We start from the raw sequence: 26,699 nt of genomic DNA on the forward strand, positions 1-26,699 counted from the left end.
TCGGCGCGGACCGGCGCGGGTCGGGCGCCGGAGGGGGCGCGCCCGTGACGGGCGCCGGTTCGCCATCATGCAGCGGGGACCTGGGCGGACGGAACCCCCGTCAGCCCCTCGTAGCCCTCCTGAGATGCTCCGCGGTGCTGGAGCCGCGGGCCGCGAGCAGCTCGCGCGGGGTGCCCTCGAAGATCACCCGGCCGCCGTCCCGCCCCCCGTCCGGGCCGAGGTCGATCACCCGGTCGGCGTGCGCCACCACCTCCAGGTTGTGCTCGACCACCACGACCGTGTTGCCGGTGTCCACCAGCCGGTCCAGCAGGGCGAGCAGCCCCTCCACGTCCGACATGTGCAGTCCGGTGGTCGGCTCGTCCAGTACGTAGACGGCGCCGGTGCGGTGCAGCCGGGTGGCCAGCTTGATGCGCTGCCGTTCCCCGCCGGAGAGCGTGGAGAGCGGCTGCCCGAGGGTGAGGTAGGTGAGGCCGACGTCGCGCAGGGCGCGCAGCCGACGGCGTACGCCGGTGTCGGAGAAGAAGCCGAGGGCCTGGTCGGCGGTCATCGCGAGCACGTCGGCGACGGACCGGCCGTCGATCGTCAGCCGCAGCACCTCCTCCCGGAAGCGGCGTCCCTCGCAGTCGTGGCAGGTGGTCGTCACCGGGTCCATGAAGGCGAGGTCGGTGTGGATGATCCCGCGCCCCTCGCAGGTGCCGCAGGCACCCGCCGAGTTGAAGCTGAAGAGCCCCGGCTCGGCACCGGTCTCCCGCGCGAAGATCTTCCGCACCGTGTCCATGATCCCGAGGTACGTCGCCGGGGTGGAGCGGGCCGAGATGCCGATGGCCGACTGGTCGACGACCACGGCGTCCGGGTGGGCGGCGGTCAGCGCGGCGACCAGCGTGCTCTTGCCCGACCCGGCGACGCCGGTGACCGCGGTGAGCACCCCGGTCGCGAACGCCACCGTCACATCCCGCAGGTTGTGCCGGTCGGCGCCCTTGACCCACAGCTCACCGGTCGCCGTCCGCACGGTCTCCTTCACCGCCGTACGCCGCCCCAGGCACCGCCCGGTGAGCGTGTCCGACGCGGCCAGCTCGCCCGGCGTTCCCTCGAACACCACCCGCCCGCCGTCGGCACCGGCCCGCGGCCCCATGTCGACGACGTGGTCGGCCAGCGCGACGACGTCCGGGTCGTGCTCGACCACCAGCACGGTGTTGCCCTTGTCGCGCAGCCGCAGCAGCAGGTCGCCGAGGCGCCCGACGTCCCGCGGGTGCAGACCGACGCTGGGCTCGTCGAAGATGTACGTCATCCCGGTCAGGCTGGACCCGAGGTGCCGGACGGTCTTCAGCCGCTGCCCCTCGCCGCCGGACAGGGTGGCGGTCTCCCGGTCGAGGCTGAGATAGCCCAGGCCGATCGCCTCCACCCGCTCCAGCGCGGCCACCGCGGCGGCGGCGACGGGCAGGGCCACCGGGTCGTCGATCTCCTTGAGTACGGCGATCAGGTCGGTGATCTGCATGCGCGAGCAGTCGGCGATGGAGCGCCCGTCGATCCGGGTCGCGAGCGCGGCCGCGTTCAGCCGGGCCCCGCCGCAGTCGGGGCAGCGGGCCTCGACCAGGAAGCCGCGCACGAGGTCCCGGGTCCGCTCGCTCATGCCGGACAGGTCCCGCTTGAGGTACAGCCGTTCGAACCGGTCGGCGAGCCCCTCGTAGTCGGTGCTCCACGTCCCGCCCGAGCCGCTGACGGTGACCTTGCTGCCGCCGGGCCGCCCGCGCATCAGGAAGGCGCGCTCGGCCTCCGTGAAGTCGCCGACCGGCTTGCCGGTGTCCAGCTCCTCCGTGTTGGTGTAGGTCTGCCCCTGCCAGGTCCCGGCCGCGAACGGCGGGAAGCGGACCGCTCCGTCGGCCAGCGACCTGGCCGGGTCCAGGATCCGGTCCCAGTCGGGCTGCACCGTGCGGCCCAGGCCGTCGCAGCCGGGGCACATGCCCGACGGGTCGTTGAACGAGTACGCCGTCGCCCCTCCGGCGCTGGGGGTGCCGTGCCGGGAGAACAGCACCCGCAGCACCGAGTGGATGTCGGTCATCGTGCCGACCGTGGACCGGGAGTGGCCGCCGACCGGCCGCTGATCGACGACGATCGCGGGGGTCAGGTCCTCCAGGGCGTCCGCGTGCGGCCGCTCGTACTTGGGCAGCCGGTTGCGCACGAACCAGGGGAACGTCTCGTTCAGCTGGCGCTGCGACTCCACCGCGATCGTGTCGAACACGACCGACGACTTGCCCGATCCCGAAACGCCGGTGAACACGGTCAGCCGACCCTTCGGGATGCGGAGTGTGACGTCCTGGAGGTTGTTCTCCCTGGCCCCGGTGATGCTGATGAACTCGCTCATGCGAGGGACGCTAGGCGGGATACCCGACAGCTTCTGGCGTGATTTCCCTCAGTTCTCCCTCCGCGAACAGCAGCCAGCGCGTGATGCCCAGCGACTCCAGGAACGGCAGGTCGTGGCTGGCCACGATCAGCGCCCCCTCGTACGCCTCCAGCGCGCTGGTGAGCTGCCGCACGCTCGCCAGGTCCAGGTTGTTGGTCGGCTCGTCCAGCATCAGCAGCTGCGGCGCGGGCTCGGCCAGCATCAGCGCCGCCAGCGCCGCCCGGAAGCGTTCGCCGCCGGACAGCGTCCCCGCCCGCTGGTCGGCGCGGGCGCCCCGGAACAGGAAGCGGGCCAGCCGCGCCCGGACCCGGTTGTGGGTGGCGCCCGGCGCGAACCGGGCCACGTTCTGGGCGACGCTCAACTCGTCGTCGAGGACGTCGAGGCGCTGCGGCAGGAACCGCAGCGGCACGTGCGCCGTCGCCTCGCCCGCCACCGGCGCCAGCTCCCCGGCGACGGTGCGCAGCAGCGTGGTCTTGCCCGCCCCGTTGCGCCCGACCAGCGCGATCCGCTCGGGGCCGTGCAGATCGAGGCCGCCCGTCACCCGGGCGCCGTGGGCCAGCTCCAGCTCCCGCAGGGTGAGCACGGTCCGGCCCGGCGGCACGGCCGTGTACGGCAGGTCGACGCGGATCTCGTCGTCGTCCCGCACGGCCTCCACCGCGTCGTCGAGCCGTTCCTTCGCCTCGGCGAGCTTCTCCTCGTGCATGATGCGGTACTTGCCGGCCGACTGCTGGGCCGTGCGGGCGCGCAGCTTCATCACGGCCCGGGGCTCGCGCTTGGTGTCGTACATCTTCTGCCCGTAGCGCCTGCGCCGGGCCAGGACGACCTGGGCGTCGGCCAGTTCGCGCTTCTGTCTGCGCAGGTCCGACTCGGCGACCCGCACCATGCGCTCGGCCGCCTCCTGTTCCACGGCCAGTGCCTCCTCGTACGCCGTGAGGTTGCCGCCGTACCAGGTGACCGAGCCGGACCGCAGGTCGGCGATCTGGTCGACCCGTTGCAGCAGCTCGCGGTCGTGACTGACCACGACCAGCACGCCCGGCCAGGACTCGACGGCCGTGTACAGCCGCCGGCGGGCGTAGACGTCGAGGTTGTTGGTGGGCTCGTCCAGGAGCAGGACGTCGGGCCGGCGCAGCAGCAGCGCGGCCAGCCGCAGCAGTACCGACTCGCCGCCCGAGACCTCGCCGACGGTGCGGTCGAGGCCGATGTGGCCCAGTCCCAGCTCGCCGAGCGTGGCGAGGGCGCGTTCCTCGACGTCCCAGTCGTCGCCGACGGTCTCGAAGTGCTCCTCGCCCACGTCACCCGCCTCGATGGCGTGCAGCGCGGCCCGCCGCGCGTCGATGCCGAGGGCCTCGTCGACCCGCAGCGCGGTGTCGAGCGTGACGTTCTGCGGCAGGTAGCCCACCTCGCCGGCCACCCGGACGGTGCCGTCGGCCGGGGTGAGCCGCCCGGCGATCAGCTTCAACAGGGTCGACTTCCCTGCTCCGTTGACGCCGACGAGCCCGGTCCTGCCGGGACCGAAGGCGACGTCGAGCCCCTCGAAGACGGAGGTGCCGTCGGGCCAGGCGAAGGACAGGGACGTACAGACGAGGGAAGTGGGGGAATGAGACATACGGGTCTCCGCGGTTGCTCGAAGCGGTCAGGGGCAAACGCGTATCGAGACACCGGAAGCGGGCGGCCGCCGTCGGGCGAGGGGAGGGCACGAAGGAAGCCCTGCTCCGTCAGAGGCTGGGACGGCTCGGACGCCGAGGTCGCACGCGGCGTACACACGTGAGATACGTGTGACGCGGTGTCTCAGGACCTCAGACGAGCAACGTCCTTCTCCAATCGGCGGCAACAGAAGCGATGTCGAATCTAGGAAAGACCCGGTTGGCCTGTCAACGCATTTACGCGGAACCCGAGGAGGCCCCCGTGCCCAACGGCTCGCTCTCACTGCCGGCCCGGCTCTGCCTGCTGGCCTGGGACCCCGCGGGGTCCACCGCCGCCGACACCGCCCGGGTCCACCACCTGGTGCGCGCCGGCGCGCTCACCGAACTGGCCCAGCGCGGTCTGCTCACCGACGACGAGGGCATCGCCACCCCCGCCGACCTCGACTCCCGCACCGGGGACGCCGTCCTCGACGGGCTCCTCGAACTCGTCCGCGAGTCGCTGCCGCACCGGTGGCGCACCTGGGTGCGGCTGCACGCCCGGGTCACCTTCGACGCCGTGCGGGAGCAACTGGTGGCTGAGGGGTACCTGCGGGCCGAGAAGAAGCGCGTGCTCGGCGTGTTCCCGTCCGTGGAGTACGTGCTCGCGCGGGCCGCCGTGGCGCGGGCGCTGCGCGAGGAGGCGCGCTCCGTCCTCCAGGGGCCGGTGCCGGCCGGGGAGGTCTCCGAGCGGGACGCGGCCCTGGCCGCGCTGGCGGCCGCCGCCGGACTGGGTATCCCGCGGGACACGGTGGGCGGGGTGCGCGGACGGGACCGGACCACGGAGCTGGCCCGGCGGTGCGCGAGTGCCGCACCCGGCATGCGGAAGATCGTGAGTGAGGTGTGGGACGCGGTGAGCGACGAGAGCGCGCGGACCCCGGCGTCCGCGCGCGGCTGAGCGGCGTCCGGCGCCGCGGGACCCGGGAGCGGGTCAGCAGCTGCCGCGCATCAGCTCCGCCAGGTCGTGGTCCAGGTCCAGCTGGAGGTGCTCCCGGCCCACCGGCACCAGTTCGTCGGCCGCGCGGAGGAACCGGCGCAGCTCGCCCGAGCGGACGTGGATCACGGCCGTGCCCTCGGGCGCGTGGAACTCCAGGACGGTGCGGTCGTACCCGTACGGGCGCACCCGGACGTCGCCGTGGCCGTCCGGCTCCCGCATCCCGGCGATGAGCAGGTCGCGGGAGAAGGTCCAGCAGACCTCCACGCCCTCCAGGGTGGCCGGGGCCGGGAAGGTCATGCGGACGGCGAACGGGTCGGCGCGGTCGTAGTGCAGGGTGGCGGGGATGTTCGGCATACGCGGCGCGGCGGCGACGAGACGCGCCTCGACGGGCTGATCGATGACGGTGGACAACGCCTTGCTCCCTCGTGACGGCTGGACGGGCTTCGCGGATGGTGCGGGCCGGACACTTGAAGAGACGTCGGAATCAGCCCATCCGTGCACACGACGAGCGAGTGACCTCTGTCACCGCGTTCATGCCCGGGAGGGCCCAGGAGTGACACGCCTCTCCTCCCGTGCCCCGCGGGGCACTTGCGGGTCCGCCCGGCACCCCGCGCGTGAACGGTCGCGGCCCTCTGGACGGCGCGCGGGCCGTGGGCTAGCTTCGCCCGCCATGAGGCGCTTGGGAAGCACGCGACGCACGGTACGGTCCGTTCGAGCCGGTGGCAGGCGTACCGGGCGGGTGGCGCTCGCGGGGGCGGTCTGCGCGGCGGCGCTGGCCGCGCTGACGGCCGTACCCGCCCAGGCGCACCCGCGGCCGCAGTGGGACGTGAAGGACACCGGGGTTTCCGACGTCCGGTTCCGTGGGCTCGCCGCCGTCAGCCGGCACACCGCCTGGGTGGCCGGTACCGGGGGCACGGTCCTGCGCACCACCGACGGCGGTGGCACCTGGCGCGACGTCTCCCCGCCCGGTGCCGGTGAACTGGAGTTCCGGGACATCGAGGCCTTCGACGCCCGCCGGGCCGTGGTCCTGTCCATCGGCGAGGGCGAGGCGTCCCGGGTCTACCGCACCGACGACGGCGGGGCGACCTGGACGGAGTCCTTCCGCAACACCGACGCGCGGGCCTTCTACGACTGCCTCACCTTCTTCGACCGCCGGCACGGCCTCGCCATGAGCGACCCGGTGGACGGGAGGTTCCGCATCCTGTCGACCAGCGACGGCGGCCGCTCCTGGAAGGTGCTGCCCGCCGCGGGAATGCCGGCCGCGCAGACGGGGGAGGCCGGCTTCGCGGCCAGTGGCCAGTGCCTGGTCTCCGCCGGGCCGAGGGACGTGTGGCTGGCCACCGGCGGGGCCGCACGCGCGCGCGTTCTGCACTCCGCCGACCGCGGGCTCACCTGGACGGCCACGGACGCCCCGATTCCGGCCGGCGACCCCGCCCGCGGCGTCTTCGGCCTCGCCTTCCGCGACCGCGCCCACGGCCTCGCCGTCGGCGGCGACTACCGCCCCGAGCAGTCCTCACCGCGGGCCGCCGCCCGGACGGCCGACACCGGCCGCACCTGGCGCCCCGCCGACCGGCCGCCGCCCGCCTACCGCTCCGGCGTGGCCTGGCTGCCGCACAGCCGCAGCGCCGCCCTCGCCGTCGGCCCCACCGGCACCGACCTCACCACGGACGGCGGCCACACCTGGCGGACGGTCGACACCGGGTCCTACGACACCGTGGACTGCACCCCGGACCTGGGCTGTTGGGCCGCGGGCGAGCAGGGCCGGGTCGCCCGGCTGGAGCGCTGACGCCGGGCGGGCGGGGGTGTTTGTCCGTAACGTGGGTAACCGTTCGCTGAACGTGAGAGGAAGTGAGCGGACATGCCGAGCGGTTCCAGCTCCAAGCGGGAGCGGCAGTACGAGCACATCAAGAAGAGCGCGAAGGACCGCGGCGAGAGCACCGGCCGCGCCAAGGAGATCGCGGCGCGGACGGTGAACAAGGAGCGCGCGCAGTCCGGCGAGTCGAAGACCGCCAGCCGTACCTCGACGCAGGACAAGTCGCCGAGCAAGCGCGGCGGCCAGCGGTCCGGGAACCGGCAGGGACCCCAGGGACCCACCTACGACCAGCTGTACGAGGAGGCCAAGCGCCGTGGCGTCCAAGGTCGTTCGAGCATGAAGAAGGGCGAGCTGCGCCAGGCGCTCGGCAAGTGAGCCGACGCCCTCAGCCGAGCGTCTCCCGGTAGCGCTCCAGCGCGGGCGCCGTCTTCGTGGCGACGAACTCGGTGACGCGGTACTCGCACACGCCCGCCCGGACGAACGGGTCGCCCGCGGTGATCTCCTCGATCCGCGCACGGTCCCCCGCGACGGCGAGGATCACCCCGCCGTCGCGGGGTTCCTTGCGCCCGGACGCCAGGAACACGCCCTGCTCGTACAGCCCGTCGAGCCAGACCACGTGGTCCGGCAGCACGGCGTCGACGGCGTCGAGCGGGGCGGTGTAGGACAGCTCCAGTACGAACATGATCGCGAGCCTACTCGCGCTCCCTTAGGCTGGCGGCCACCATGACGACCGTGAGCGCGCAGACCCCCGCCGACTGGCCCACGACCGAGGAACGGGCCCGGGCGGTCCAGGACGAACTGCGCGCCCGCGTGGTGCTCGACGAGCCCGGCCCGCCGCCCGGCACCGGCCTGGTGACCGGCGTGGACGTCGCCTACGACGACGAACGCGACGTCGTCGCCGCGGCGGCCGTCGTGCTGGACGCCGCGACCCTCGCCGTCGTCGCCGAGGCCACGGCCGTCGGGCGGATCTCCTTCCCCTACGTGCCCGGTCTGCTGGCCTTCCGGGAGATCCCGACCGTGCTCGCCGCCCTGGAGGCGCTGCCCTGCCCGCCCGGCCTGGTCGTGTGCGACGGGTACGGCCTGGCCCACCCGCGCCGCTTCGGCCTCGCGAGCCACCTGGGCGTGCTCACCGGCCTGCCCACGATCGGCGTGGCCAAGAACCCGTTCACCTTCACGTACGACGACCCGCAGACCCCGCGCGGCAGTACGTCCCCGCTGCTCGCCGGGGCGGAGGAGGTCGGGCGCGCGGTGCGCACCCGCGACGGGGTGAAGCCGGTCTTCGTCTCCGTCGGGCACCGGGTGGGCCTCGCCGAGGCCTGCGCCCACACCCTGGCCCTGACACCCGCCTACCGGCTGCCGGAGACCACCCGCAGGGCCGACGCCCGGTGCCGCGCGGCCCTGCGGGACGCCGCCTACCCGGCCTGATCCGCGATGCTCCAGCGGCCCACCTCCCGGTACGCCGAGTCGTAGACCGCCGAGCCGTCGCCGGGCCGCAGCGCGTAGTGCTTCAGGTTGCCGCCCCAGTACCGCAGGATCCGCTGCAGTTCGCCCGCGGGGTCCTCGGCGAGGGCGCCCTCGTCCATGGTGACTTCGAGAAGGAACTTCATGCCTTCAAGGGTTTCATTGAACTCCTTTTTGGCACTTTGCCGCGCACGATGCCCGATCACACCGTGAAGGGCGCCCTGTAAGTCTCAAATCGGCCGGTCCGGGCGCTCAGGCGGAGCTGAGTATCCGTACGGATGTGCCGCCGCCCGCGGCCCGGCAGGGTGGACGGCATGACGACACACCGCGCACCCAAGTACTCGGCCCGGCCCGGCCGCCCCGTCGAGCGGACCGTGGTCGTCGGGCTGGTGCTGGCGGTGGGCGCGGGGCTGGCCTGGATCGGCGGGATGATCTACACGATCGCCGGATGGTCCGGCTAGGCCGCCGCACCGCCGCACCGCCGCACCGCCGCACCGCCGTCCGCCTCGCGGAACGGACCGTCAGCGGGTCGCGGCCACCCGGAAGCCGATGCCCGCCGCCCGCAGCCGCTCGGTCAGCGCGTCGCCCATCGCCACGGCCGTGGTGACCTGCCCGGCCGTCGGCGGCAGGGTGTCGAGGGCGAGGCAGAGCGCCGCCTCGGCGAACATCTTGGCCGTCTCGTCGTACCCGGGGTCGCCGCCCGCGACCTCGGTGTACACCGTCCGGCCGCCGCCCTCGCCCACGAAGCGGACCGAGAACCAGCTCTTGGCCCGCCGCTCGGCGCTCGGTCCCTCGCCCGGCGCGAGCCGCCCGGACAGCCAGCGCCGCGCGGGCGGCACCTGGGCCGCCGCCAGCAGCGCGCCCACGGCCGCCACCCCGCCCACCGCGACGGGCAGCCGCCGTACGGCCGCGTAGTGGCGGTAGCGGAAGTCCGGGCCGTAGCGGTCCAGGGCCTTCGCGGACCGGCGCACGATCTGCGCGTCCACGGTCGGCAGCGGCAGCGCCCACGCCCCCACCTCCCCGGCGAACCGCGGCGCCCCCGCCGGCGTCACCACGCGGCGGCCGACCAGCCGGGGCTCGTGCCGCCGGCGTTCCAGCGCGGCGGCCCGCAGCGCGCGGCCGCGCGCGAACTGGCCGAGCGCGGAGGCGAACGTACCGCCCGAGAACGTGGCGCCGACCCGGACGAAGCCGTCCACGCTCAGCGGCACACCCTCCGGCAGCTGACGCACGGTGAAGTACACGCCGAGGTCGTGCGGGACGGAGTCGAAGCCGCAGGCGTGCACCAGACGGGCACCGGTCTCCCGCGCGCGGGCGTCGTGGCGGACGTACGTCAGGTCCACGAACTCGGGCTCGCCGGTGAGGTCGAGGTAGTCCGTGCCGGCCTCCGCGCAGGCGGCGACCAGCGCGTCGCCGTACTGGACGTAGGGGCCGACCGTCGTGGCCACCACGCGCGCCCGCCCGGCGAGTTCGCGCAGGGAGGCCGGATCGGACACGTCCGCGAGCAGCACGCCGACGTCCGCCGCGGTGCCCGTCGCACCGGTCAGCCGCTCGCGCAGGCGGCGCAGCTTCTCCTCGCCGCGGCCGGCGATCGCCCAGCGCAGTCCGTCCGGTGCGTGCGCGGCGAGGTACCGCGCGGTCAGTTCGCCGACGAACCCCGTCGCCCCGAACAGCACGATGTCGTACGGCCGGTCGGCCGCCTTCAGCCTGCTCATGACATCCCTTCGTCACCCGTCGGCAACCCCTGGGTCCGCAGCACGCGCCGTTGCCGGTGGCCGAGGCTAGCGTGAGGAACGCGCGCCCAGGAGAGGAGCCTGCACCATAATGGGCTAAGCGCTTGCTCGCCCGGGTCTTGTGCCCAGTGGAACACGTTCTTAGCATCACTGGTGTTACATCGGTTGTGTCACAGACTGGGGGCTGAATGTCGCAAGCGGAGACGCCGACGCGGACGCCGGGCACCGAGGGCCCGCTCGCCGGTGTGCGCGTGGTCGAGCTGGCCGGTATCGGTCCCGGACCCTTCGCCGCCATGCTCCTGGCCGACCTGGGCGCCGACGTCGTACGCGTCGACCGTCCCGGCGGGCCCGGCCTCGGCATCGACCCCGCCCACGACGTCACCAACCGCAACAAGCGCTCCGTGGTCGTCGACCTCAAGGCGGCGGACGGTCCGGCCCGCGTCCTCGACCTCGTCGAACGCGCCGACGTCCTGATCGAGGGCTACCGCCCCGGCGTCGCCGAACGGCTCGGCGTCGGACCCGGGGACTGCCACGCCCGCAACCCGCGCCTCGTGTACGGCCGGATGACCGGCTGGGGCCAGGAAGGCCCGCTCGCCCCGCGCGCCGGACACGACATCGGGTACATCGCGCTCACCGGCGCCCTCGGCATGACCGGCGACCCCGACCGGCCCCCGACCGCCCCCGCCAACCTCCTCGGCGACTACGCGGGCGGCTCCCTCTACCTGGTCGTCGGCGTCCTCGCCGCCCTGCACCACGCGCGCGAGAGCGGCACCGGGCAGGTCGTGGACGCCGCCATCGTCGACGGCACCGCCCATCTCTCCACGATGATCCACGGCATGCTCGCCGCCGGAAGCTGGCAGGACCGGCGCGGCGCCAACCTCCTCGACGGCGGCTGCCCCTTCTACGGCACCTACGAGACCTCCGACGGCCGGTACATGGCGGTCGGCGCCCTGGAGCCCCGGTTCTACGCCGAGTTCACGCGGCTCCTCGGCATCCCCGACCTGGCACCGGCCCGCGACGACATGGCCCGCTGGCCCGAGCTGCGGGCGGCCGTCGCCGCCCGGTTCAGGACCCGCACCCGCGACGAGTGGACAGCGGTCTTCGCGGACTCCGACGCCTGTACGGCGCCCGTCCTGTCGCTGCGCGAGGCCCCGCACCACCCGCACCTCGCGGCCCGCTCCACCTTCACCGACCACGACGGCATCACCCAGCCCGCCCCCGCGCCCCGCTTCTCCGCGACCCCCACCGCCGTACGCACCGGGCCCGCCCTGCCCGGCGCCGACACCGCGGCCGTGGTCCGCGACTGGGGGCTGACCCCCGGCTGGGCGGCCCCGCCCCCGGCCTCCCTCCCCGATCCCGCAGTGCACAACCCTCAGTGAAAGGCCTGCCAGTGAGCACCGAAGCGTACGTGTACGACGCGATCCGCACCCCGCGCGGACGCGGCAAGGCGAACGGCGCCCTGCACGGCACGAAGCCCGTCGACCTGGTCGTCGGCCTCATCCACGAGATCCGCGCCCGTTTCCCCGGCCTCGACCCGGCGGCCGTGGACGACATCGTGCTCGGTGTCGTCGGCCCGGTCGGCGACCAGGGCTCCGACATCGCCCGCATCGCGGCCATCGCCGCCGGACTCCCGGAGACCGTGGCGGGCGTCCAGGAGAACCGCTTCTGCGCCTCGGGCCTGGAAGCCGTCAACATGGCGGCCATGAAGGTGCGCTCCGGCTGGGAGGACCTGGTCCTCGCGGGCGGCGTCGAGTCCATGTCCCGCGTCCCGATGGCCTCGGACGGCGGCGCCTGGTTCAACGACCCGATGACCAACCTCGCCACCAACTTCGTCCCCCAGGGCATCGGCGCCGACCTGATCGCCACGATCGAGGGCTTCTCGCGCCGCGACGTCGACGAGTACGCGGCCCTGTCCCAGGAGCGCGCGGCCACCGCCTGGAAGGAGGGCCGCTTCGAGCGCTCCGTCGTGCCGGTGCGGGACCGCGCCGGTCTCACCGTCCTCGACCACGACGAGCACCCGCGTCCCGGCACCACCGCCGACTCCCTCGGGAAGCTCAAGCCGTCCTTCGCCGACATCGGCGAGCTGGGCGGTTTCGACGCCGTGGCGCTGCAGAAGTACCACTGGGTGGAGAAGATCGACCACGTCCACCACGCGGGCAACTCCTCCGGCATCGTCGACGGCGCCGCGCTGGTCGCCATCGGCTCCAAGGAGGTCGGCGACCGCCACGGACTCACCCCGCGCGCCCGGATCGTCTCCGCCGCCGTCTCCGGCTCCGAGCCCACCATCATGCTCACCGGGCCCGCCCCGGCCACCCGCAAGGCGCTCGCCAAGGCCGGGCTGACCATCGACGACATCGACCTGGTCGAGATCAACGAGGCCTTCGCGGCGGTCGTCCTGCGCTTCGCGAAGGACATGGGCCTGTCGCTGGACAAGGTCAACGTCAACGGCGGCGCGATCGCGCTCGGCCACCCCCTCGGCGCCACCGGCGCGATGATCCTGGGCACCCTCGTCGACGAACTGGAGCGCCAGGACAAGCGCTACGGCCTCGCCACCCTGTGCGTGGGCGGTGGCATGGGCATCGCCACCATCGTCGAGCGCATCTGACCCCCTCCCGACGGATACGACGGCCACGACGGACCACCTGGAGCACACCCTCATGAGCACCGAGCCCACCACCATCCGCTGGGAACAGGACGACACCGGCGTCGTCACCCTCGTCCTCGACGACCCCGACCAGTCCGCGAACACCATGAACCAGGCGTTCCGCGACTCCCTGGCGGCGGTCACCGACCGCCTGGAGGCCGAGAAGGACTCGATCCGCGGCGTCATCGTCACCTCCGCCAAGAAGACCTTCTTCGCGGGCGGCGACCTGCGCGACCTCATCCGGGTCACCCCGGAGACCGCCCAGGACCTCTTCGACGGCGGCATGGCCATCAAGCGCAACCTGCGCCGCATCGAGACCCTCGGCAAGCCCGTCGTCGCCGCCATGAACGGCGCGGCCCTCGGCGGCGGTTACGAGATCGCGCTGGCCTGCCACCACCGCGTCGCCCTCGACGCCCCCGGCTCCAAGATCGGCTGCCCCGAGGTGACCCTCGGTCTGCTCCCCGGAGGCGGCGGCGTCGTCCGCACCGTGCGCATGCTCGGCATCACCGACGCCCTGCTCAAGGTCCTCCTCCAGGGCACCCAGTACAACCCGCGCCGCGCCCGGGAGAACGGCCTGGTCGACGAGGTCGCGGACAGCCGCGAGGACATGCTCGCCAAGGCCCGCGCCTTCATCGACGCCCACCCGGAGTCCGCCCAGCCCTGGGACCGGCCCGGCTACCGCATCCCCGGCGGCACCCCGTCCCACCCCAAGTTCGCGGCCAACCTGCCCGCCTTCCCGGCCAACCTGCGCAAGCAGACGAACGGCGCCCCCTACCCGGCGCCGCGCAACATCATGGCCGCCGCCGTCGAGGGCTCCCAGGTCGACTTCGAGACCGCCCAGGTCATCGAGGCCCGCTACTTCGTCGAGCTGGCCGCCGGGCAGACCTCGAAGAACATGATCCAGGCGTTCTTCTTCGACCTCCAGGCGGTCAACTCGGGCGCCAACCGCCCGAAGGGCGTCGAGTCCCGGAAGGTCACCAAGGTCGCCGTGCTGGGCGCGGGGATGATGGGCGCGGGCATCGCCTACTCGTGCGCCCGCGCGGGCATCGAGGTGGTGCTGAAGGACGTCTCCCTGGAATCGGCCCTCAAGGGGAAGGCGTACTCGGAGAAGCTGTGCGCCAAGGCCGTCGCGAAGGGCCGTACGAGCCAGGAGAAGGCGGACGCGCTGCTGGCCCGGATCACGCCGACGGCCGAGGCGGCCGACCTGGCGGGCTGCGACGCGGTGATCGAGGCGGTCTTCGAGGACACCTCGCTCAAGCACAAGGTGTTCCAGGAGATCGAGCACGTCGTCGCCCCCGACGCCCTGCTGTGCTCCAACACGTCGACGCTGCCGATCACGGCGCTGGCCGAGGGCGTCGAGCGGCAGGCCGACTTCATCGGGCTGCACTTCTTCTCGCCGGTGGACAAGATGCCGCTGGTGGAGATCATCAAGGGGGAGCGGACCGGGGACGAGGCGCTGGCGCGGGCGTTCGACCTGGTCCGGCAGATCAGCAAGACGCCGATCGTGGTCAACGACTCGCGGGGCTTCTTCACCTCCCGGGTCATCGGCCACTTCATCAACGAGGGCGTCGCGATGGTCGGCGAGGGCATCGAGCCCGCCTCCGTCGAGCAGGCGGCGGCCCAGGCCGGCTACCCGGCCAAGGTGCTGTCCCTGATGGACGAGCTGACCCTGACCCTCCCGCGGAAGATCCGCACCGAGACCAGGCGCGCCGTGGAGGAGGCGGGCGGCACCTGGACCGCGCACCCCGCCGAGGCGGTCATCGACCGCATGGTCGACGAGTTCGAGCGCCCCGGGCGTTCCGGCGGCGCCGGGTTCTACGAGTACGGCGACGACGGCAGGCGGGCCGGTCTCTGGCCGGGTCTGCGCGAGCACTTCACGAAGCCCGGGTACGAGATCCCGTTCGCCGACATGCAGGAGCGCATGCTCTTCTCGGAGGCGCTGGACACCGTCAAGCTCCTGGAGGAGGGCGTCCTGACCTCCGTCGCCGACGCCAACATCGGCTCGATCTTCGGCATCGGCTTCCCCGGTTGGACCGGCGGCGTCCTCCAGTACATCAACGGCTACGAGGGAGGCCTCCCGGGCTTCGTCGCCCGCGCGCGCGAGCTGGCCGACCGCTACGGAGAGCGCTTCACCCCGCCCGCCCTGCTGGTGGAGAAGGCGGAGAAGGGCGAGGTCTTCACGGACGGCCGCTGAGCCGGATCATTCACCGGCCTCCTTGTCGAGCCACTCCCGCAGCTCCTCGCGCAGCGACCGCTGGAACGTGGTGAGCAGCGCCTGCACCACCAGCGGGTGCATGTGCGCGGACAGGGACCGCACGTCCGGCGCGTCGCGTTCGGCGACCGCGTCGCGCAGCAGCCGCGACAGGTCGCGCGCGGCGGCGCGGGAGTGCTCCAGGAGGGCGGTTCGGGCGGCGAGGACCGTCTCGGGGGAGAAGGGCACGTCGAGCAGCTCGACGCCGAGCCGGAGCAGCCCGGCGTCGACGCGGTATCCGTCGCCGTCGGGCACCGCGACGTCCATCGCCCCCAGCCGGTCCACCTCCTCGTCGGTGAGCGGCCGCCCCGCCCGCCTGGCCAGCTCGTCGCGGCTGACCCGCTCCACCGTCTCCGGCGCCCAGGAAGCCACCACCGCGCGGTGCAGCGCCAAGTCGTGCGCGCTCAGGTCCGACGGCAGCTGCCCCAGATACCGCTCGATCGCGGCCAGCGTCATGCCCTGGTGCTGCAGCTCCTCGATCAGCGCCAGCCGGGCCAGGTGCTCCCCGTCGTAGCGCCCCACCCGGCGCGGGCCGATCACCGGCGGCGGCAGCAGCCCCTTGGTGCCGTAGAAGCGGACCGTGCGCACGGTGACGCCGGCCCGCGCGGCCAGCTCGTCGATCGTGAGGGTCTGCCCCCCGGCGTCGGCCGCCTCGGTGTCGCTCGTCGTCATGCGCAGCAGTATCGCTGTCTCACCAATGCTGTGACACCTCTCGTGACATCTCTTGTGCACCAGGTGGAGACCCTCGGTTGATCATGTGAGAAGTCACGCTGTGTGACATGAGACACCGCATGTCTACGCAGCGTCGTGGGAAGGTGCTGCCTTGGTCTGTGCCGCGAGGGTGGTGCGGGCCTTGTCACTGTACGGACGACCCGGGCGCCTTTCCGCCCGGGCGCACCAGAGAGTGGAACCACCCGTGAGCAAGGACGCCGTCGCCACGGCACAGGCCGCCGACCACCCCCAGGCGGCCGAACGACCCGCGGACGCGGGCGACGCCGGCTACAGCAAGGACCTCAAGGCCCGCCACGTCAACATGATCGCCATCGGCGGCGCGATCGGCACCGGCCTCTTCCTCGGTGCCGGAGGGCGTCTGCGCGACGCCGGACCGGCGCTCGCGATCGCCTACCTCGTCGCCGGCGTCTTCGCCTTCTTCGTCGTCAAGGCACTCGGTGAGCTGGTGCTCTACCGGCCCTCGTCCGGCTCCTTCGTGTCGTACGCGCGCGAGTTCCTCGGCGAGAAGGGCGCCTACGTCGCCGGTTGGATGTACTTCCTGAACTGGTCGACGACCGGCATAGCCGACATCACCGCGATCGCGCTGTACACGCACTACTGGAGCATGTTCACGAGCATCCCCCAATGGGTGCTCGCGCTGGTCGCCCTCGCGGTGGTCCTGGCCGTGAACCTCATCTCGGTGAAGATCTTCGGCGAGATGGAGTTCTGGTTCGCGATCGTCAAGGTCGCCACCCTCGTCGGCTTCATGCTGATCGGCATCTTCCTGCTCGCCACCCAGCACGAGGTGAGCGGGCAGACCCCGGGCGTGGGCATGATCACCGACCACGGCGGCATCGTCCCGCACGGTGTGATGCCCGTCGTCCTCGTCATGCAGGGCGTGATCTTCTCCTACGCGGCCCTGGAACTGGTCGGCGTCGCCGCCGGCGAGACCGCCGAGCCGCACAAGATCGTCCCCCGCGCGGTGAACTCGATCATGTGGCGGGTGGCCCTGTTCTACGTCGGCTCGGTCGTGCTCCTGGCCCTGCTGCTGCCGAGTTCGCTCTACTCGGGCGACGAGAGCCCCTTCGTCACCGTGCTGTCGGGGATCGGTGTGCCGGCCGCCGGTGACGTGATGAACCTCGTCGTCCTCACCGCCGCGATGTCGTCGCTGAACTCCGGCCTGTACTCCACCGGCCGCATCCTGCGCTCCATGGCGATGGCGGGCTCCGCACCCCGGTTCACCGGCGTGATGAGCCGCAGCCAGGTCCCCTACGGCGGCATCCTGCTGACCTGCGCGGTGTGCGTCCTCGGTGTCGGACTGAACTACCTGGTGCCGAGCAAGGCCTTCGAGATCGTGCTGAACGTCGCCTCCCTGGGCATCATCAGCACGTGGGTGATCATCATGGTCTGCCACCTGGTGTTCGTCCGCCGGGCGCGCGCGGGCCTGGTCGAACGGCCGAGCTTCCGGCTGCCCGGCAGCCCCGTCACGGAGATCGTCACGATCGCCTTCCTGCTGGCGGTCATCGGCCTGATGTGGAACGACGAGGAGGTCGGCCGCAAGACCGTGCTGCTGGTCCCCGTGATCGCGGTGATGCTGGTGGCCGGCTGGTTCGGCGTCCGTCGCCGGGTCGCGCAGCAGGCCGGGCAGGAGCTGCCGCCGCCGAAGAAGTAGCGCCCGGGGCCACTGTCAGTGGCAGCCTCTACGGTGGCGTCATGTCGGAGATCAGCTATGTCCGGGGTGACGCCACCGCGCCTTCGGTCAAGGGCGTCAAGGTGATCGCCCACGTCTGCAACGACCTCGGCGGCTGGGGCAAGGGCTTCGTCCTGGCCGTCTCCCGCCGCTGGCCCGAGCCGGAGGCGGCGTACCGCGCCTGGCACCGCGACCGCGCGTCCAACGACTTCGGCCTCGGAGCGGTCCAGTTCGTCCAGGTCGAGCCGTACGTGTGGGTGGCCAACATGATCGGCCAGCGCGGCACGAGAACCGGCAGCAAGGGCGTCCCCGTGCGCTACGAGGCCATCGGCACCGCGCTCGGCGGCCTCGCCGACAAGGCGGCCGAGCTGGGCGCGTCCGTGCACATGCCCCGCATCGGCTGCGGCCTGGCCGGCGGCAAGTGGTCGCGCGTGGAGCCGCTCATATCCGACCGCCTCGCCCGGCGCGGCATCCCCGTGACCGTCTACGACCACGGGGACACCGCCCAGGACGGTCCGCGACTCAGTGCTCGTGCACGTCGTTCGTCGCCGCGATCTTCCGCCAGGAGCGGGGCTGTGCGGGCGTCTCGGAGGCCGTCGTGAGCGACCGCGCGCGGGCCGCCGGGGCGTCCGGCTTCGACGGCTGGAACAGCCAGGTGTCGAACAGCGCGGCCAGCGGCTCGCCCGAGACCTCCTCGGCGTACCGCTGGAAGTCGGCGACGGACGCGTTGCCGTGGGCGTACTTCGCGGGCCACCCCTTCAGGATCGCGAAGAAGTCCTCGTCCCCGATCTCGTTCCGCAGCGCCTGGAGGGCCAGCGCGCCCCGGTCGTAGACGGCGCCGCCGAACTGGTTCTCCGGACCCGGGTCACCGGGCTTCACCGTCCAGAACGCGTCGTCGGCCGGGTGCGAGGCGTACGTGTAGTCGGCCAGTTCCTGCGCCGTGCCCTCGCCCTCGTGCTCGGACCACAGCCACTGGGCGTACCGCGCGAAGCCCTCGTTGATCCAGATGTCCTTCCAGCCGCGCACCGAGACCAGGTCGCCGTACCACTGGTGGGCCAGTTCATGCACGACGACCGAGACGTTCGACCCGTTCGCGAACTGCCGCGGGCTGTAGAACGGCCGGGTCTGCGTCTCCAGGGCGTACCCGGTGTCGGTGTTCGGGACGTAGCCGCCGAGCGCGTTGAACGGATACGGCCCGAAGTAGTCGCTCAGCCAGTCGGCGACCTCCCCGGTCCGCTCCACGCTGGCCCGCGCCGCGCCGTCGTTCGCGCCCAGGTCCCTGCTGTAGGCGTTGACGACCGGGATGCCACCCTCGGTGGTGCCGGTGGTGAGGTCGAACCTCCCGACCGCCAGCGTGGCGAGGTACGTGGCCTGCGGCCGGTCCGAGCGCCAGTTCCAACGCGTCCAGCCGAGCCGCGAACTCGTCGACTGGAGCGTGCCGTTGGAGATCGCCTGGGTGCCGTCCGGCACCTGCACCGACACGTCGTAGGTGGCCTTGTCGAGCGGGTGGTCGTTGCTCGGGAACCACCACGCCGCCGCTTCCGGCTCGTTCGCGGCGACCCCGCCGTCCGGGGTGCGGTGCCAACTGGTGAAGCCGTACGCCTGCTTCGAGGACGGCACTCCGCTGTAGCGGACGACCACGGTGACGGGCGTGCCCTTGTCGAGCGGCCGCTTCGGCGTGATCTCCAGCTCGTGCTCGCCCGAGGTCGTGAACGACGCCTTCGCGCCGTTCACCCGCACCTCGCCGACGTCCAGCAGGAAGTCCAGGTTGAACCGCGACAGGTCCGCGGTGGTGCGGGCCAGGATCGTCGCCGTCCCCTCCAGCCGGTCCGTGGCCGGCTGGTACTTCAGGCGCAGGTCGTAGTGCGAGACGTCGTATCCGCCGTTGCCGTAGGCCGGGTAGTAGGGGTCGCCGATGCCCGGAGCGCCGGGGGAGTGGGCCGCCGCCGACGCCGGGATCGCCAGCATGAGGGAGGCGGCGCCCAGTGCGCCCGGCACGATGAATCTGCGGTGCACGAAAGCTCCAAGTCGTAGGAACACGAGATCTGTTCGGAATCCGTTCGAAGCCTATTCAGCCCCCGTGTGCACCGTCATGTCCACGGCCACTCCTGTCACACGATCGCCATCCGGCCGCCATGAGCCACCCCCGGCCCCCTTATGCGCGGGAGGCGACCGATGTACCGTCCGCGCATGCCGATACGCATGCGCCTCACCCTCCGGAGACCGCTCGCGACGGCGGCCCCGGCCCACCCGTGCGCCCCGCGCGACGACAAGGGCCTCGACGGCCCTTCCGCCGACACGCCGACAGGCGCCATGGACCTCTCCCGCACGCCGGCCCGCGTACCGTTCGTCGGCGGCACCGCCGCGCTCACCAGGGCAACCGCCGGTACGAGGACCGCCGCGGCGGCACCCGCGCCACCCCGTGGCCTGACCGCGCCGCACCCCACGCACCGCGTCCCGAAGGGAGGCCGATGAACCGCCTGCGCACCCTCACCGCGACCACCGCGGCCCTCGCCGCGTCCCTCCTCGCCCCGTCCCTCCTCACCGCACCCGCCCACGCCGACGACGCCGCACACCACCCGCCCCGCACCGGGTTCGAGCGGACGAACGGCGCCCGCTGGACCACCCAGCCGGAGGAACAGGCCCTGTTGGCCGCCGCCGACCGGGCGAGCGGCCGGGTCACCCTCGACCGCATCGGCACCACGAAGCAGAACCGTCCGCTCCAGCTCGTCACCATCGGCAGGCGCTCCGCCGCGAACAAGGTGCTCCTCGTGTGCAGCCAGCACGGCGACGAACCCTCCGGCCGCGAGGCCTGCCTGACCACCGTGCGGGACCTCGCCCACGCCACCGACCGCGCGACCCGGCGCTTCCTGGACCGCACCACCGTGCTGGTCGTGCCCACCGCCAACCCCGACGGCCGGGCCGCCGACACCCGCGGCAACAGCGACGGCGTCGACGTCAACCGCGACCACCTGGCCCTGGCGACGGCCGAGGCCCGCGCCCTGGCCGCCGTCGTCCGCGACCAGCGCCCCGACGTCATCTACGACCTGCACGAGTACGGCGCCACGCCCCCGTACTACGACAAGGACCTCTTCGACCTCTGGCCCCGCAACCTCAACACCGCCGCACCGGTCCACGACGAGGCCCGCACCCTCTCCGGCGGGTACGTCCGCCCCGCCGCCGAGCACGCCGGGTACTCGACGGGCACGTACGGCATCTGGACCGACCCCGAGACCGGCGACCCCGTCGAACAGACCGCCGGTGACGGCCAGGAACGCATCCTGCGCAACATGTCCGGCGTCAAACACACCGTCGGCCTGCTCATCGAGAGCCGCGTCGACGCCCTCACGGACGCCGAGCGCGAGGACCCGGCCCTAAACCACCGGCGCCGGGTGGACTCCCAGCTCGCCGCCCTGGACGGCCTGTTCCGCTTCGCGGACCGGCGGCGCGGACACGTCGAGGCGGCCACGGACGCCGCCCGCCGGGCGGGCCTGGCCGATTCCGGACCCGTGTACCTGGGCGGCGCGGACAACGACCCGGCCGAGGACACCGAGGTGATCCAGGACCCGCCCTGCGGCTACCGGCTCACCCCCGACCAGTACCGGGACGTCGCGGACGAACTCGCGCTGCACGGTGTACGAGTGCGTCCGACCGGGGAGAAGGGCGCCTACGTACCGCTGCGCCAGTCACAGCGTGCCCTGGTGCCGCTGCTCCTGGACGAACGCGCGACGTACCACGTGACGGCGGGCGAACCGGACACCCGCTGCTGAGGAGGTGAGTTCCGCGTCTTACGTGGTAAGGGCGTAGCGGAGGAGTATTTTCGGCCTGATCGACGTGAAAGGTGCCGCCTGTGACGCAGGACCGACCAAGCGACAAGGAAGAGCACGAAAGAGGCACGCTTCCGGGTTCGGAAGCGGGCCTGCCGGGGCAGGAGCACCGGCCCCGGACCGACCGAGTCGTCTTCGGCGTCACGGCCGTCCTCACCCTGGCGTTCGTCGTCTGGGGCGCGGCCGCCACCGACTCGCTGGAGGACGTCTCCAGCAGCATGCTCGGTGGCCTGCTGCACAACGGCGGCTGGGCGTTCACGCTGGCCGCCTCCGGGTTCGTGGTCTTCGCCCTCTGGCTGGCGGCCAGCCGCTACGGCCGCATCCACCTCGGCGCCGAGGGCGAGGAACCCGAGTTCAAGACCGTGTCCTGGGTCGCCATGATGTTCAGCGCGGGCATGGGCATCGGCCTTATGTTCTACGGCGTGAGCGAGCCGCTGGCGCACTACACCACGCCCCCGCCCGGCACCGACCCGGCCGACTCCGGCGACCGCATGGCCACGGCCATGGCCACCACCCTGTTCCACTGGACGCTCCACCCGTGGGCGATCTACGCGGTGGTCGGTCTCGGCATCGCCTACAGCACCTTCCGCAGGCGCCGCAGGCAGACCATAAGCGCCGTGTTCACCCCGCTCATCGGCGAGAAGCACGCCAACGGCGCCGGCGGCCGGGTCATCGACATCCTGGCCATCATCGCGACGATCTTCGGCTCCGCGGCCTCGCTCGGCCTCGGCGCGCTGCAGATCGGCTCCGGCATGGAGAAGCTCGACTGGATGGACAAGGTCAGCACCGGACTCCTCGTCGGCATCATCGCGGTGCTCACGGTGGCGTTCGTGGCCTCCGCGATCTCCGGCGTCGAGAAGGGCATCCAGTGGCTGTCCAACACCAACATGGTGCTGGCCCTGCTGCTCGCCGTCTTCGTATTCATCGCGGGTCCGACCATCCTCATCCTCGACCTGCTGCCGACCTCGGTCTTCGCCTACCTCGGCGAGCTGCCCCAGATGGCCGGCCGCACCGAGATCAGCGGCGGCAAGGAGGTCGCGGACTGGCTGGGCAGCTGGACCGTCTTCTACTGGGCGTGGTGGATCTCCTGGACGCCCTTCGTCGGCATGTTCATCGCCCGCATCAGCCGGGGCCGGACGATCCGTCAGTTCATCGGCGGTGTCATCCTGGTGCCCAGCACGGTCAGTCTGATCTGGTTCGCGATCTTCGGCGGCTCGGCGATGCGGTTGCAGGAGCAGAACCGGCTGGGCGACGACTCGACCCCGGAGGGCCAGCTCTTCGGCGTGCTCCAGGAGTACCCCATCGCCACCGCCAGCAGCCTCCTGGTGATGATCCTCGTCGGCATCTTCTTCGTCTCGGGCGCCGACGCGGCCTCCATCGTGATGGGCACGCTCTCGCAGAAGGGCGCGCTCGAACCCAGCCGCTGGGTGGTCGTCGTCTGGGGTGTGGTGACCGGCGCCGTCGCGGCCATCATGCTGCTGATCGGCAGCGGCGAGGCGGACGCGCTCACCGGTCTGCAGAACCTCACGATCCTCGCGGCGGCGCCCTTCGTCATCGTGATGATCTTCATGTGCGTCGCGCTCATGCGCGATCTGCGCCGCGACCCGCTCATGGTGCGCGGCGAGATGGCCTCCGAAGCGGTCGAACTGGCCGTCATCGAGGGCCACAAGCAGTACGAGGGCGAATTCGAGATCCGGATCGGCCCCGGCCCCGGCACGGACGTGGAGGGCGACCCGATCGGCAAGCACCACAGGGACTGAGCCCGCGGGCCGGCCCGACCGCGACACCGACGCTCAGGAGGCGAGCCGGGCCGCCTCCTGGGCGCAGCCCCAGGCCACGGTGACGCCCGCGCCACCGTGGCCGTAGTTGTGCACCAGCCGCCGCCCGTCCGGCAGCGTCCCGCGCTCCAGCCGGACCGCGTGCCGGGCGGGCCGCAGCCCCACCAGGTGCGCGAGCACCCGCGCCCCGGCGATCTCGGGACGCAGGGCCGCGCACCGTCGCACGATGGCCTCCGCGACCGCCGGGTCCGGCTCGGTCGACCAGGCGTCCTCCTCGGCCGTCCCGCCCAGCAGGAGCCGCCCCGGCTGCGGAAGGAAGTACGTAGTCTCCCCGGAGTCCGCGTCGGCCGAGACCAGCCAGTCGCCGATGCCGGGGTTCTCCACGACGACCAGTTGCCCGCGCACCGGCCGCACCGCCGGGTCCGGCACCAGCTCCCGGGCGCCCAGGCCGGTGCAGTTGACCACGACCGGCGCGTCCGCCTCGGCCAGGTCGGTCACCGCACGGTCCTCCACGGTGCCGCCCGCGGCCACCAGCCGCTCCCGCAGCCACGGCAGATGAGTCGACATGTCGATGAGTGGCAGCCGGGCCCACAGCCCCGTACCGGCGTACTCGGCGGCGCTCGCCGCACGCAGTCCGGGCAGCCGGGCCGCGGCCCACCCGTCCACCTCGTCCAGGCCCGTCTCGCCGAGCACCCCTTCGACCATGCGTACGCCGGTCTCCTCGGGCCGGGCCGCCAACTCCTCGTACACGTCCAGGGACCGCAGCGCCCAGGCCTGCGCCAGCGCGACCGGCTCGATCCGGTACGGCCACCACAGCCCGCCCGCGACCACCGAGGTGGTCCGCTCCGCGGGCTCCCGGGTCCACAGCCGGACCCGCCTGCCCCGCTCGGCGAGGACGACGGCCGTCGTCAGCCCGATCACCCCGCCGCCGACCACGACGACCTCGTCATCCAGTTCGGTTTCCACCCCGCGACGTTAACCGAACCCCCGACGCCGTGCTCCAAGCGGCCCAGCCGCGGGAATACTCACCGCATGGCTGCCGAGTACGCGACCTTCGGTCTGGCCCCGGCGACGCGCGCCGGCGGGGTCCACGCCGACGGCGACTTCCAGGTCCACCGCGACTTCATGGACTTCGTCGTCGACGGACGCCCCCTCCTGTTCCGCCTCTCCGATCTCGACGCGGTCTCCCCGCTCGCCTCCGACGTACCGCCCGCCATCTTCACCGCCCAGGTCCGCGGCCTTCTCCTGGAGGCCGAGGCGCCCCTGCCCGGCGGGCGGTACGTCATCTACGGCTGCCCCGAGTGCGCGGACCTGGCCTGCGGCGCGGTGACCGCCGTGATCCTGCGGGACGGCGACGACTTCGTCTGGCGCGACTTCGCCTGGCAGACCGGCGAACACGCCGACCTGGAGCTGAACGGCTACCACGGCATCGGCCCCTACCGCTTCCCCGGCGCCGTGTACCGCGAGGCCCTCGCCACCCTGCTCGACGGCGCCCCGCACCCCCGCCGCCGCGTCCTGCTCATCGGCGCCCGGGCCGCCCTGCTCGCCCGGCTCGCCGCCGCGCTGCGCACCATCGGCATCGGCGCCGACATCACCCAGGACGCCCGCGACGTCCCGGCCGACGAACTGCGGACCTACGGCGCCGTCGCCTTCGGCCGCACGGTCACCGAGGACCGGCGCGCCTCCGTGCGCCGCGCCTTCGCGGACGCCGGCGTGGACGTGACCCACGTCGACGGCCTGGCACCGATCGTGCCGGTGCTCGTCGCCCAGATCGAACACGCCCTGGACCGCGGCCCGGCCGAATGCCACCGACTGACCCGCCTGACGGCGAACGCCGCGGCCGCCGACGTCGAGGTGACCTCGCCCTGCCGGGTACGCCTCACCGCCTACCGCCTCGACCGCCTCCACCGCACCCACGTCCACGAGGTCTTCGACGGCATACTCGAACCGGGCGGCCACCGCGTCGACCTGGCCGCGGACGCGGTGAAGGGGGAGGCCTACGTGGTGGCGCGGACGCCGGGAAGCGTGCTGGTGACGGCGGTGACGCGGGGCGGAACGGGGCCGGGGAATCCCGGCTGAGCGGCCGCCGGAGCGGCGCTAAAATCGGCGGTCTGATGACTGCCACCCTCGTCGCCAAGAACCTCGCCGCCGGCCACGGCGACCGCTCCCTGTTCGCCGGGCTCGACCTCGTCGTCGCACCCGGCGACGTCATCGGTCTCGTCGGGGCCAACGGCGCGGGCAAGTCCACCCTCCTGCGGATGCTCGCCGGGCTGACCACGCCGGAGGAGGGCGAGCTGCGCCTGTCCCCGCCCACGGCCACCGTCGGTCACCTCCCGCAGGAGCCGGAGCGCCGCCCCGGCGAGAGCGTGCGGGAGTTCCTGGCCCGCCGCACCGGCGTCACCGAGGCCCAGCGCGCCATGGACGAGGCCACCCAGGCCCTGGTCGACGGCGCCCCCGGCGCGGACGACGCCTACGCGAGTGCCCTGGAGCGCTGGCTGGCCCTGGGCGGCGCCGACCTCGACGACCGGGCGGAGGAGACCGCGGACACCCTGGGCCTGACGGTCGACCTGGACCAGGCGATGACCTCGCTGTCCGGCGGCCAGGCGGCCCGCGCAGGGCTCGCCTCCCTCCTTCTCTCCCGCTACGACGTCTTCCTCCTCGACGAGCCGACCAACGACCTCGACCTGGACGGCCTGGAGCGCCTCGAACGCTTCGTCACCGGCCTGCGCGCCGGCACCGTCGTCGTCAGCCACGACCGCGAGTTCCTCACCCGCACCGTCACCAAGGTCCTCGAACTCGACCTCGCCCAGCGGCAGATCAACCTCTACGGCGGCGGCTACGAGGCGTACCTGGAGGAACGCGAGGTGGCCCGCCGGCACGCCCGCGACGAGTTCGAGGAGTACGCCGACAAGCGGGCCTCCCTCCAGGACCGGGCCCAGACGCAGCGCGCCTGGATGGACAAGGGCGTCAAGAACGCCCGGCGAAAAGCGGGCAACGACAACGACAAGATCGGCCGCAAGTTCCGCAGCGAGGCCAGCGAGAAGCAGGCCGCCAAGGCCCGCCAGACCCAGCGCATGATCGAACGCCTCGAGGTCGTCGAGGAACCGCGCAAGGAATGGGACCTGCGCATGGAGATCGCCTCGGCGCCCCGCTCGGGCGCGGTCGTCGCCACCCTGCGCGACGCCGAGGTCCGGCGCGGCGCCTTCGTGCTCGGCCCGGTCTCCCTCCAGATCGACTGGGCGGACCGGGTGGCGGTGACCGGAGCCAACGGCGCGGGCAAGTCCACGCTCCTCGGCACCCTCCTCGGCCGCGTCCCCCTGGACGCCGGGCACGCGGCGCTGGGCTCCGGGGTCCTGCTCGGCGAGGTCGATCAGGCCCGCAAGCTGTTCCACGGCCCCGAGATCCTGCTCGACGCCTTCCGCGCGGCCGTCCCGGACATGGACCCGGCGGAGATCCGCACCCTCCTGGCCAAGTTCGCCCTCAAGGCCGACCACGTCGTCCGCCCGGCGGCGACCCTCTCACCCGGCGAACGCACCCGGGCCGCCCTCGCCCTCCTCCAGGGCAAGGGCGTCAACCTCCTGGTCCTGGACGAGCCGACCAACCACCTCGACCTCCCGGCCATCGAACAGCTCGAATCGGCCCTGGACGCCTACGAGGGCACCCTCCTCCTGATCACCCACGACCGCCGCATGCTCAACGCGGTACGGGTGACCCGCCGCTTGGAGGTAACAAACGGCAAGGTGACGGAGACCGCCCCGTAACTGCGTGCCTCCGCCG

Annotated in this window: 23 protein-coding genes and 1 pseudogene; 15 read left to right on the forward strand and 9 right to left on the reverse strand. The window is 72.8% G+C overall.

The genetic code is table 11. From position 1 onward, the window contains the following. Positions 1 to 100 precede the first annotated feature (100 nt). Together ACGH52_RS33210 and ACGH52_RS33215 are read right to left on the reverse strand one after the other, a co-directional pair. Positions 101 to 2,362 carry an ATP-binding cassette domain-containing protein gene (locus tag ACGH52_RS33210; protein ID WP_399944779.1) on the reverse strand — a complete coding sequence of 754 codons (2,262 nt, stop codon included), beginning with the start codon at positions 2,360 to 2,362 and terminating at the stop codon, positions 101 to 103. A gap of 10 nt (positions 2,363 to 2,372) precedes the next feature. Beyond that, on the reverse strand, positions 2,373 to 4,007 hold the full coding sequence (locus ACGH52_RS33215) for an ABC-F family ATP-binding cassette domain-containing protein (protein WP_399944783.1): 1,635 nt from the start codon (positions 4,005 to 4,007) through the stop codon (positions 2,373 to 2,375). 299 nt (positions 4,008 to 4,306) lie between these two features. On the opposite strand from ACGH52_RS33215, the gene ACGH52_RS33220 reads away from it, so the two are divergent. Further along, on the forward strand, positions 4,307 to 4,978 hold the full coding sequence (locus ACGH52_RS33220; RefSeq protein ID WP_399944786.1) for a GPP34 family phosphoprotein: 672 nt from the start codon (positions 4,307 to 4,309) through the stop codon (positions 4,976 to 4,978). 33 nt (positions 4,979 to 5,011) lie between these two features. Here the strand turns inward: ACGH52_RS33220 and ACGH52_RS33225 are convergent, their stop codons facing one another. Then, the gene (locus tag ACGH52_RS33225; protein ID WP_121701736.1) at positions 5,012 to 5,428 is read right to left on the reverse strand and encodes an SsgA family sporulation/cell division regulator; all 417 of its coding nucleotides are present in this window, start codon (positions 5,426 to 5,428) and stop codon (positions 5,012 to 5,014) included. Positions 5,429 to 5,756: 328 nt separating this feature from the next. On the opposite strand from ACGH52_RS33225, the gene ACGH52_RS33230 reads away from it, so the two are divergent. Together ACGH52_RS33230 and ACGH52_RS33235 are read left to right on the forward strand one after the other, a co-directional pair. After that, positions 5,757 to 6,803 carry a WD40/YVTN/BNR-like repeat-containing protein gene (locus tag ACGH52_RS33230; protein ID WP_399946964.1) on the forward strand — a complete coding sequence of 349 codons (1,047 nt, stop codon included), beginning with the start codon at positions 5,757 to 5,759 and terminating at the stop codon, positions 6,801 to 6,803. Between the two features lie 72 nt (positions 6,804 to 6,875). Further along, the gene (locus ACGH52_RS33235) at positions 6,876 to 7,205 is read left to right on the forward strand and encodes a plasmid stabilization protein (protein WP_076977402.1); all 330 of its coding nucleotides are present in this window, start codon (positions 6,876 to 6,878) and stop codon (positions 7,203 to 7,205) included. 10 nt (positions 7,206 to 7,215) lie between these two features. Here the strand turns inward: ACGH52_RS33235 and ACGH52_RS33240 are convergent, their stop codons facing one another. Beyond that, complete coding sequence (locus ACGH52_RS33240; RefSeq protein ID WP_076977403.1) at positions 7,216 to 7,512, reverse strand: YciI family protein; 297 nt, start codon at positions 7,510 to 7,512, stop codon at positions 7,216 to 7,218. A 41-nt stretch (positions 7,513 to 7,553) separates the two neighbouring features. Between ACGH52_RS33240 and ACGH52_RS33245 the strand changes: the two genes are divergently transcribed. After that, positions 7,554 to 8,255 carry an endonuclease V gene (locus tag ACGH52_RS33245; RefSeq protein ID WP_121701739.1) on the forward strand — a complete coding sequence of 234 codons (702 nt, stop codon included), beginning with the start codon at positions 7,554 to 7,556 and terminating at the stop codon, positions 8,253 to 8,255. Here the strand turns inward: ACGH52_RS33245 and ACGH52_RS33250 are convergent. Next, positions 8,243 to 8,437 (reverse strand): hypothetical protein, encoded by a 195-nt coding sequence (locus ACGH52_RS33250; protein ID WP_104636724.1) that lies wholly within the window; start codon positions 8,435 to 8,437, stop codon positions 8,243 to 8,245. The two genes, ACGH52_RS33245 and ACGH52_RS33250, sit on opposite strands and share 13 nt — an antisense overlap. A gap of 168 nt (positions 8,438 to 8,605) precedes the next feature. Here ACGH52_RS33250 and mmpA point away from each other — a divergent pair, with 168 nt between their 5' ends. After that, positions 8,606 to 8,752: a morphogenic membrane protein MmpA gene (gene mmpA, locus ACGH52_RS33255; protein ID WP_076977577.1), complete on the forward strand. Its 147-nt coding sequence runs from the start codon at positions 8,606 to 8,608 to the stop codon at positions 8,750 to 8,752. A gap of 60 nt (positions 8,753 to 8,812) precedes the next feature. Here the strand turns inward: mmpA and ACGH52_RS33260 are convergent, their stop codons facing one another. Beyond that, positions 8,813 to 10,003 carry a trans-acting enoyl reductase family protein gene (locus ACGH52_RS33260; protein ID WP_121701740.1) on the reverse strand — a complete coding sequence of 397 codons (1,191 nt, stop codon included), beginning with the start codon at positions 10,001 to 10,003 and terminating at the stop codon, positions 8,813 to 8,815. Positions 10,004 to 10,209: 206 nt separating this feature from the next. Between ACGH52_RS33260 and ACGH52_RS33265 the strand changes: the two genes are divergently transcribed. Genes ACGH52_RS33265 through ACGH52_RS33275 form a run of 3 tightly spaced genes read left to right on the forward strand, consistent with a single transcriptional unit; the run spans position 10,210 to position 14,859 of the window. Beyond that, on the forward strand, positions 10,210 to 11,400 hold the full coding sequence (locus tag ACGH52_RS33265; RefSeq protein WP_210974779.1) for a CaiB/BaiF CoA-transferase family protein: 1,191 nt from the start codon (positions 10,210 to 10,212) through the stop codon (positions 11,398 to 11,400). An 11-nt stretch (positions 11,401 to 11,411) separates the two neighbouring features. Then, positions 11,412 to 12,626, forward strand: a complete 1,215-nt coding sequence (locus tag ACGH52_RS33270) for an acetyl-CoA C-acetyltransferase (RefSeq protein WP_059297179.1) — start codon at positions 11,412 to 11,414, stop codon at positions 12,624 to 12,626. A 52-nt stretch (positions 12,627 to 12,678) separates the two neighbouring features. Continuing rightward, positions 12,679 to 14,859, forward strand: coding sequence for a 3-hydroxyacyl-CoA dehydrogenase NAD-binding domain-containing protein (locus tag ACGH52_RS33275; RefSeq protein WP_121701069.1), 2,181 nt, complete (start codon positions 12,679 to 12,681; stop codon positions 14,857 to 14,859). A gap of 6 nt (positions 14,860 to 14,865) precedes the next feature. Here ACGH52_RS33275 and ACGH52_RS33280 read toward each other — a convergent pair whose 3' ends face one another. Next, entirely contained in the window at positions 14,866 to 15,588 is a 723-nt protein-coding gene (locus ACGH52_RS33280) for a MerR family transcriptional regulator (protein ID WP_399944796.1), read from the reverse strand. A 244-nt stretch (positions 15,589 to 15,832) separates the two neighbouring features. Between ACGH52_RS33280 and ACGH52_RS33285 the strand changes: the two genes are divergently transcribed. Next, positions 15,833 to 17,299 (forward strand): amino acid permease, encoded by a 1,467-nt coding sequence (locus ACGH52_RS33285; protein WP_210974782.1) that lies wholly within the window; start codon positions 15,833 to 15,835, stop codon positions 17,297 to 17,299. Between the two features lie 41 nt (positions 17,300 to 17,340). Continuing rightward, positions 17,341 to 17,817, forward strand: a pseudogene (locus tag ACGH52_RS33290) (macro domain-containing protein); the annotation flags it as partial. A 22-nt stretch (positions 17,818 to 17,839) separates the two neighbouring features. Here the strand turns inward: ACGH52_RS33290 and ACGH52_RS33295 are convergent. Then, positions 17,840 to 19,333 (reverse strand): M1 family metallopeptidase, encoded by a 1,494-nt coding sequence (locus ACGH52_RS33295; RefSeq protein ID WP_399944799.1) that lies wholly within the window; start codon positions 19,331 to 19,333, stop codon positions 17,840 to 17,842. A gap of 174 nt (positions 19,334 to 19,507) precedes the next feature. Between ACGH52_RS33295 and ACGH52_RS33300 the strand changes: the two genes are divergently transcribed. The 3 genes from ACGH52_RS33300 (at position 19,508) to ACGH52_RS33310 (ending at position 22,904) form a co-directional block, all read left to right on the forward strand. Then, the gene (locus tag ACGH52_RS33300) at positions 19,508 to 19,792 is read left to right on the forward strand and encodes a hypothetical protein (RefSeq protein ID WP_399944801.1); all 285 of its coding nucleotides are present in this window, start codon (positions 19,508 to 19,510) and stop codon (positions 19,790 to 19,792) included. After that, positions 19,789 to 21,087, forward strand: coding sequence for a M14 family zinc carboxypeptidase (locus ACGH52_RS33305; RefSeq protein ID WP_399944803.1), 1,299 nt, complete (start codon positions 19,789 to 19,791; stop codon positions 21,085 to 21,087). Before ACGH52_RS33300 ends, ACGH52_RS33305 begins: the two co-directional genes overlap by 4 nt. Before the next feature lie 80 nt (positions 21,088 to 21,167). Next, positions 21,168 to 22,904 carry a BCCT family transporter gene (locus tag ACGH52_RS33310; protein WP_059297173.1) on the forward strand — a complete coding sequence of 579 codons (1,737 nt, stop codon included), beginning with the start codon at positions 21,168 to 21,170 and terminating at the stop codon, positions 22,902 to 22,904. Between the two features lie 33 nt (positions 22,905 to 22,937). Here the strand turns inward: ACGH52_RS33310 and ACGH52_RS33315 are convergent, their stop codons facing one another. Next, positions 22,938 to 23,888, reverse strand: a complete 951-nt coding sequence (locus tag ACGH52_RS33315; protein WP_076977414.1) for an FAD-dependent oxidoreductase — start codon at positions 23,886 to 23,888, stop codon at positions 22,938 to 22,940. Between the two features lie 66 nt (positions 23,889 to 23,954). Between ACGH52_RS33315 and ACGH52_RS33320 the strand changes: the two genes are divergently transcribed. After that, positions 23,955 to 25,001, forward strand: a complete 1,047-nt coding sequence (locus ACGH52_RS33320) for an oxidoreductase (protein WP_399944806.1) — start codon at positions 23,955 to 23,957, stop codon at positions 24,999 to 25,001. Between the two features lie 35 nt (positions 25,002 to 25,036). Then, complete coding sequence (locus tag ACGH52_RS33325) at positions 25,037 to 26,683, forward strand: ABC-F family ATP-binding cassette domain-containing protein (RefSeq protein ID WP_399944808.1); 1,647 nt, start codon at positions 25,037 to 25,039, stop codon at positions 26,681 to 26,683. The last annotated feature ends 16 nt before the right edge of the window (positions 26,684 to 26,699 follow it).

Origin of the sequence: Streptomyces sp. BBFR25 (genome assembly GCF_044590125.1) — a bacterium.
Lineage (GTDB): Bacteria > Actinomycetota > Actinomycetes > Streptomycetales > Streptomycetaceae > Streptomyces > Streptomyces canus_D.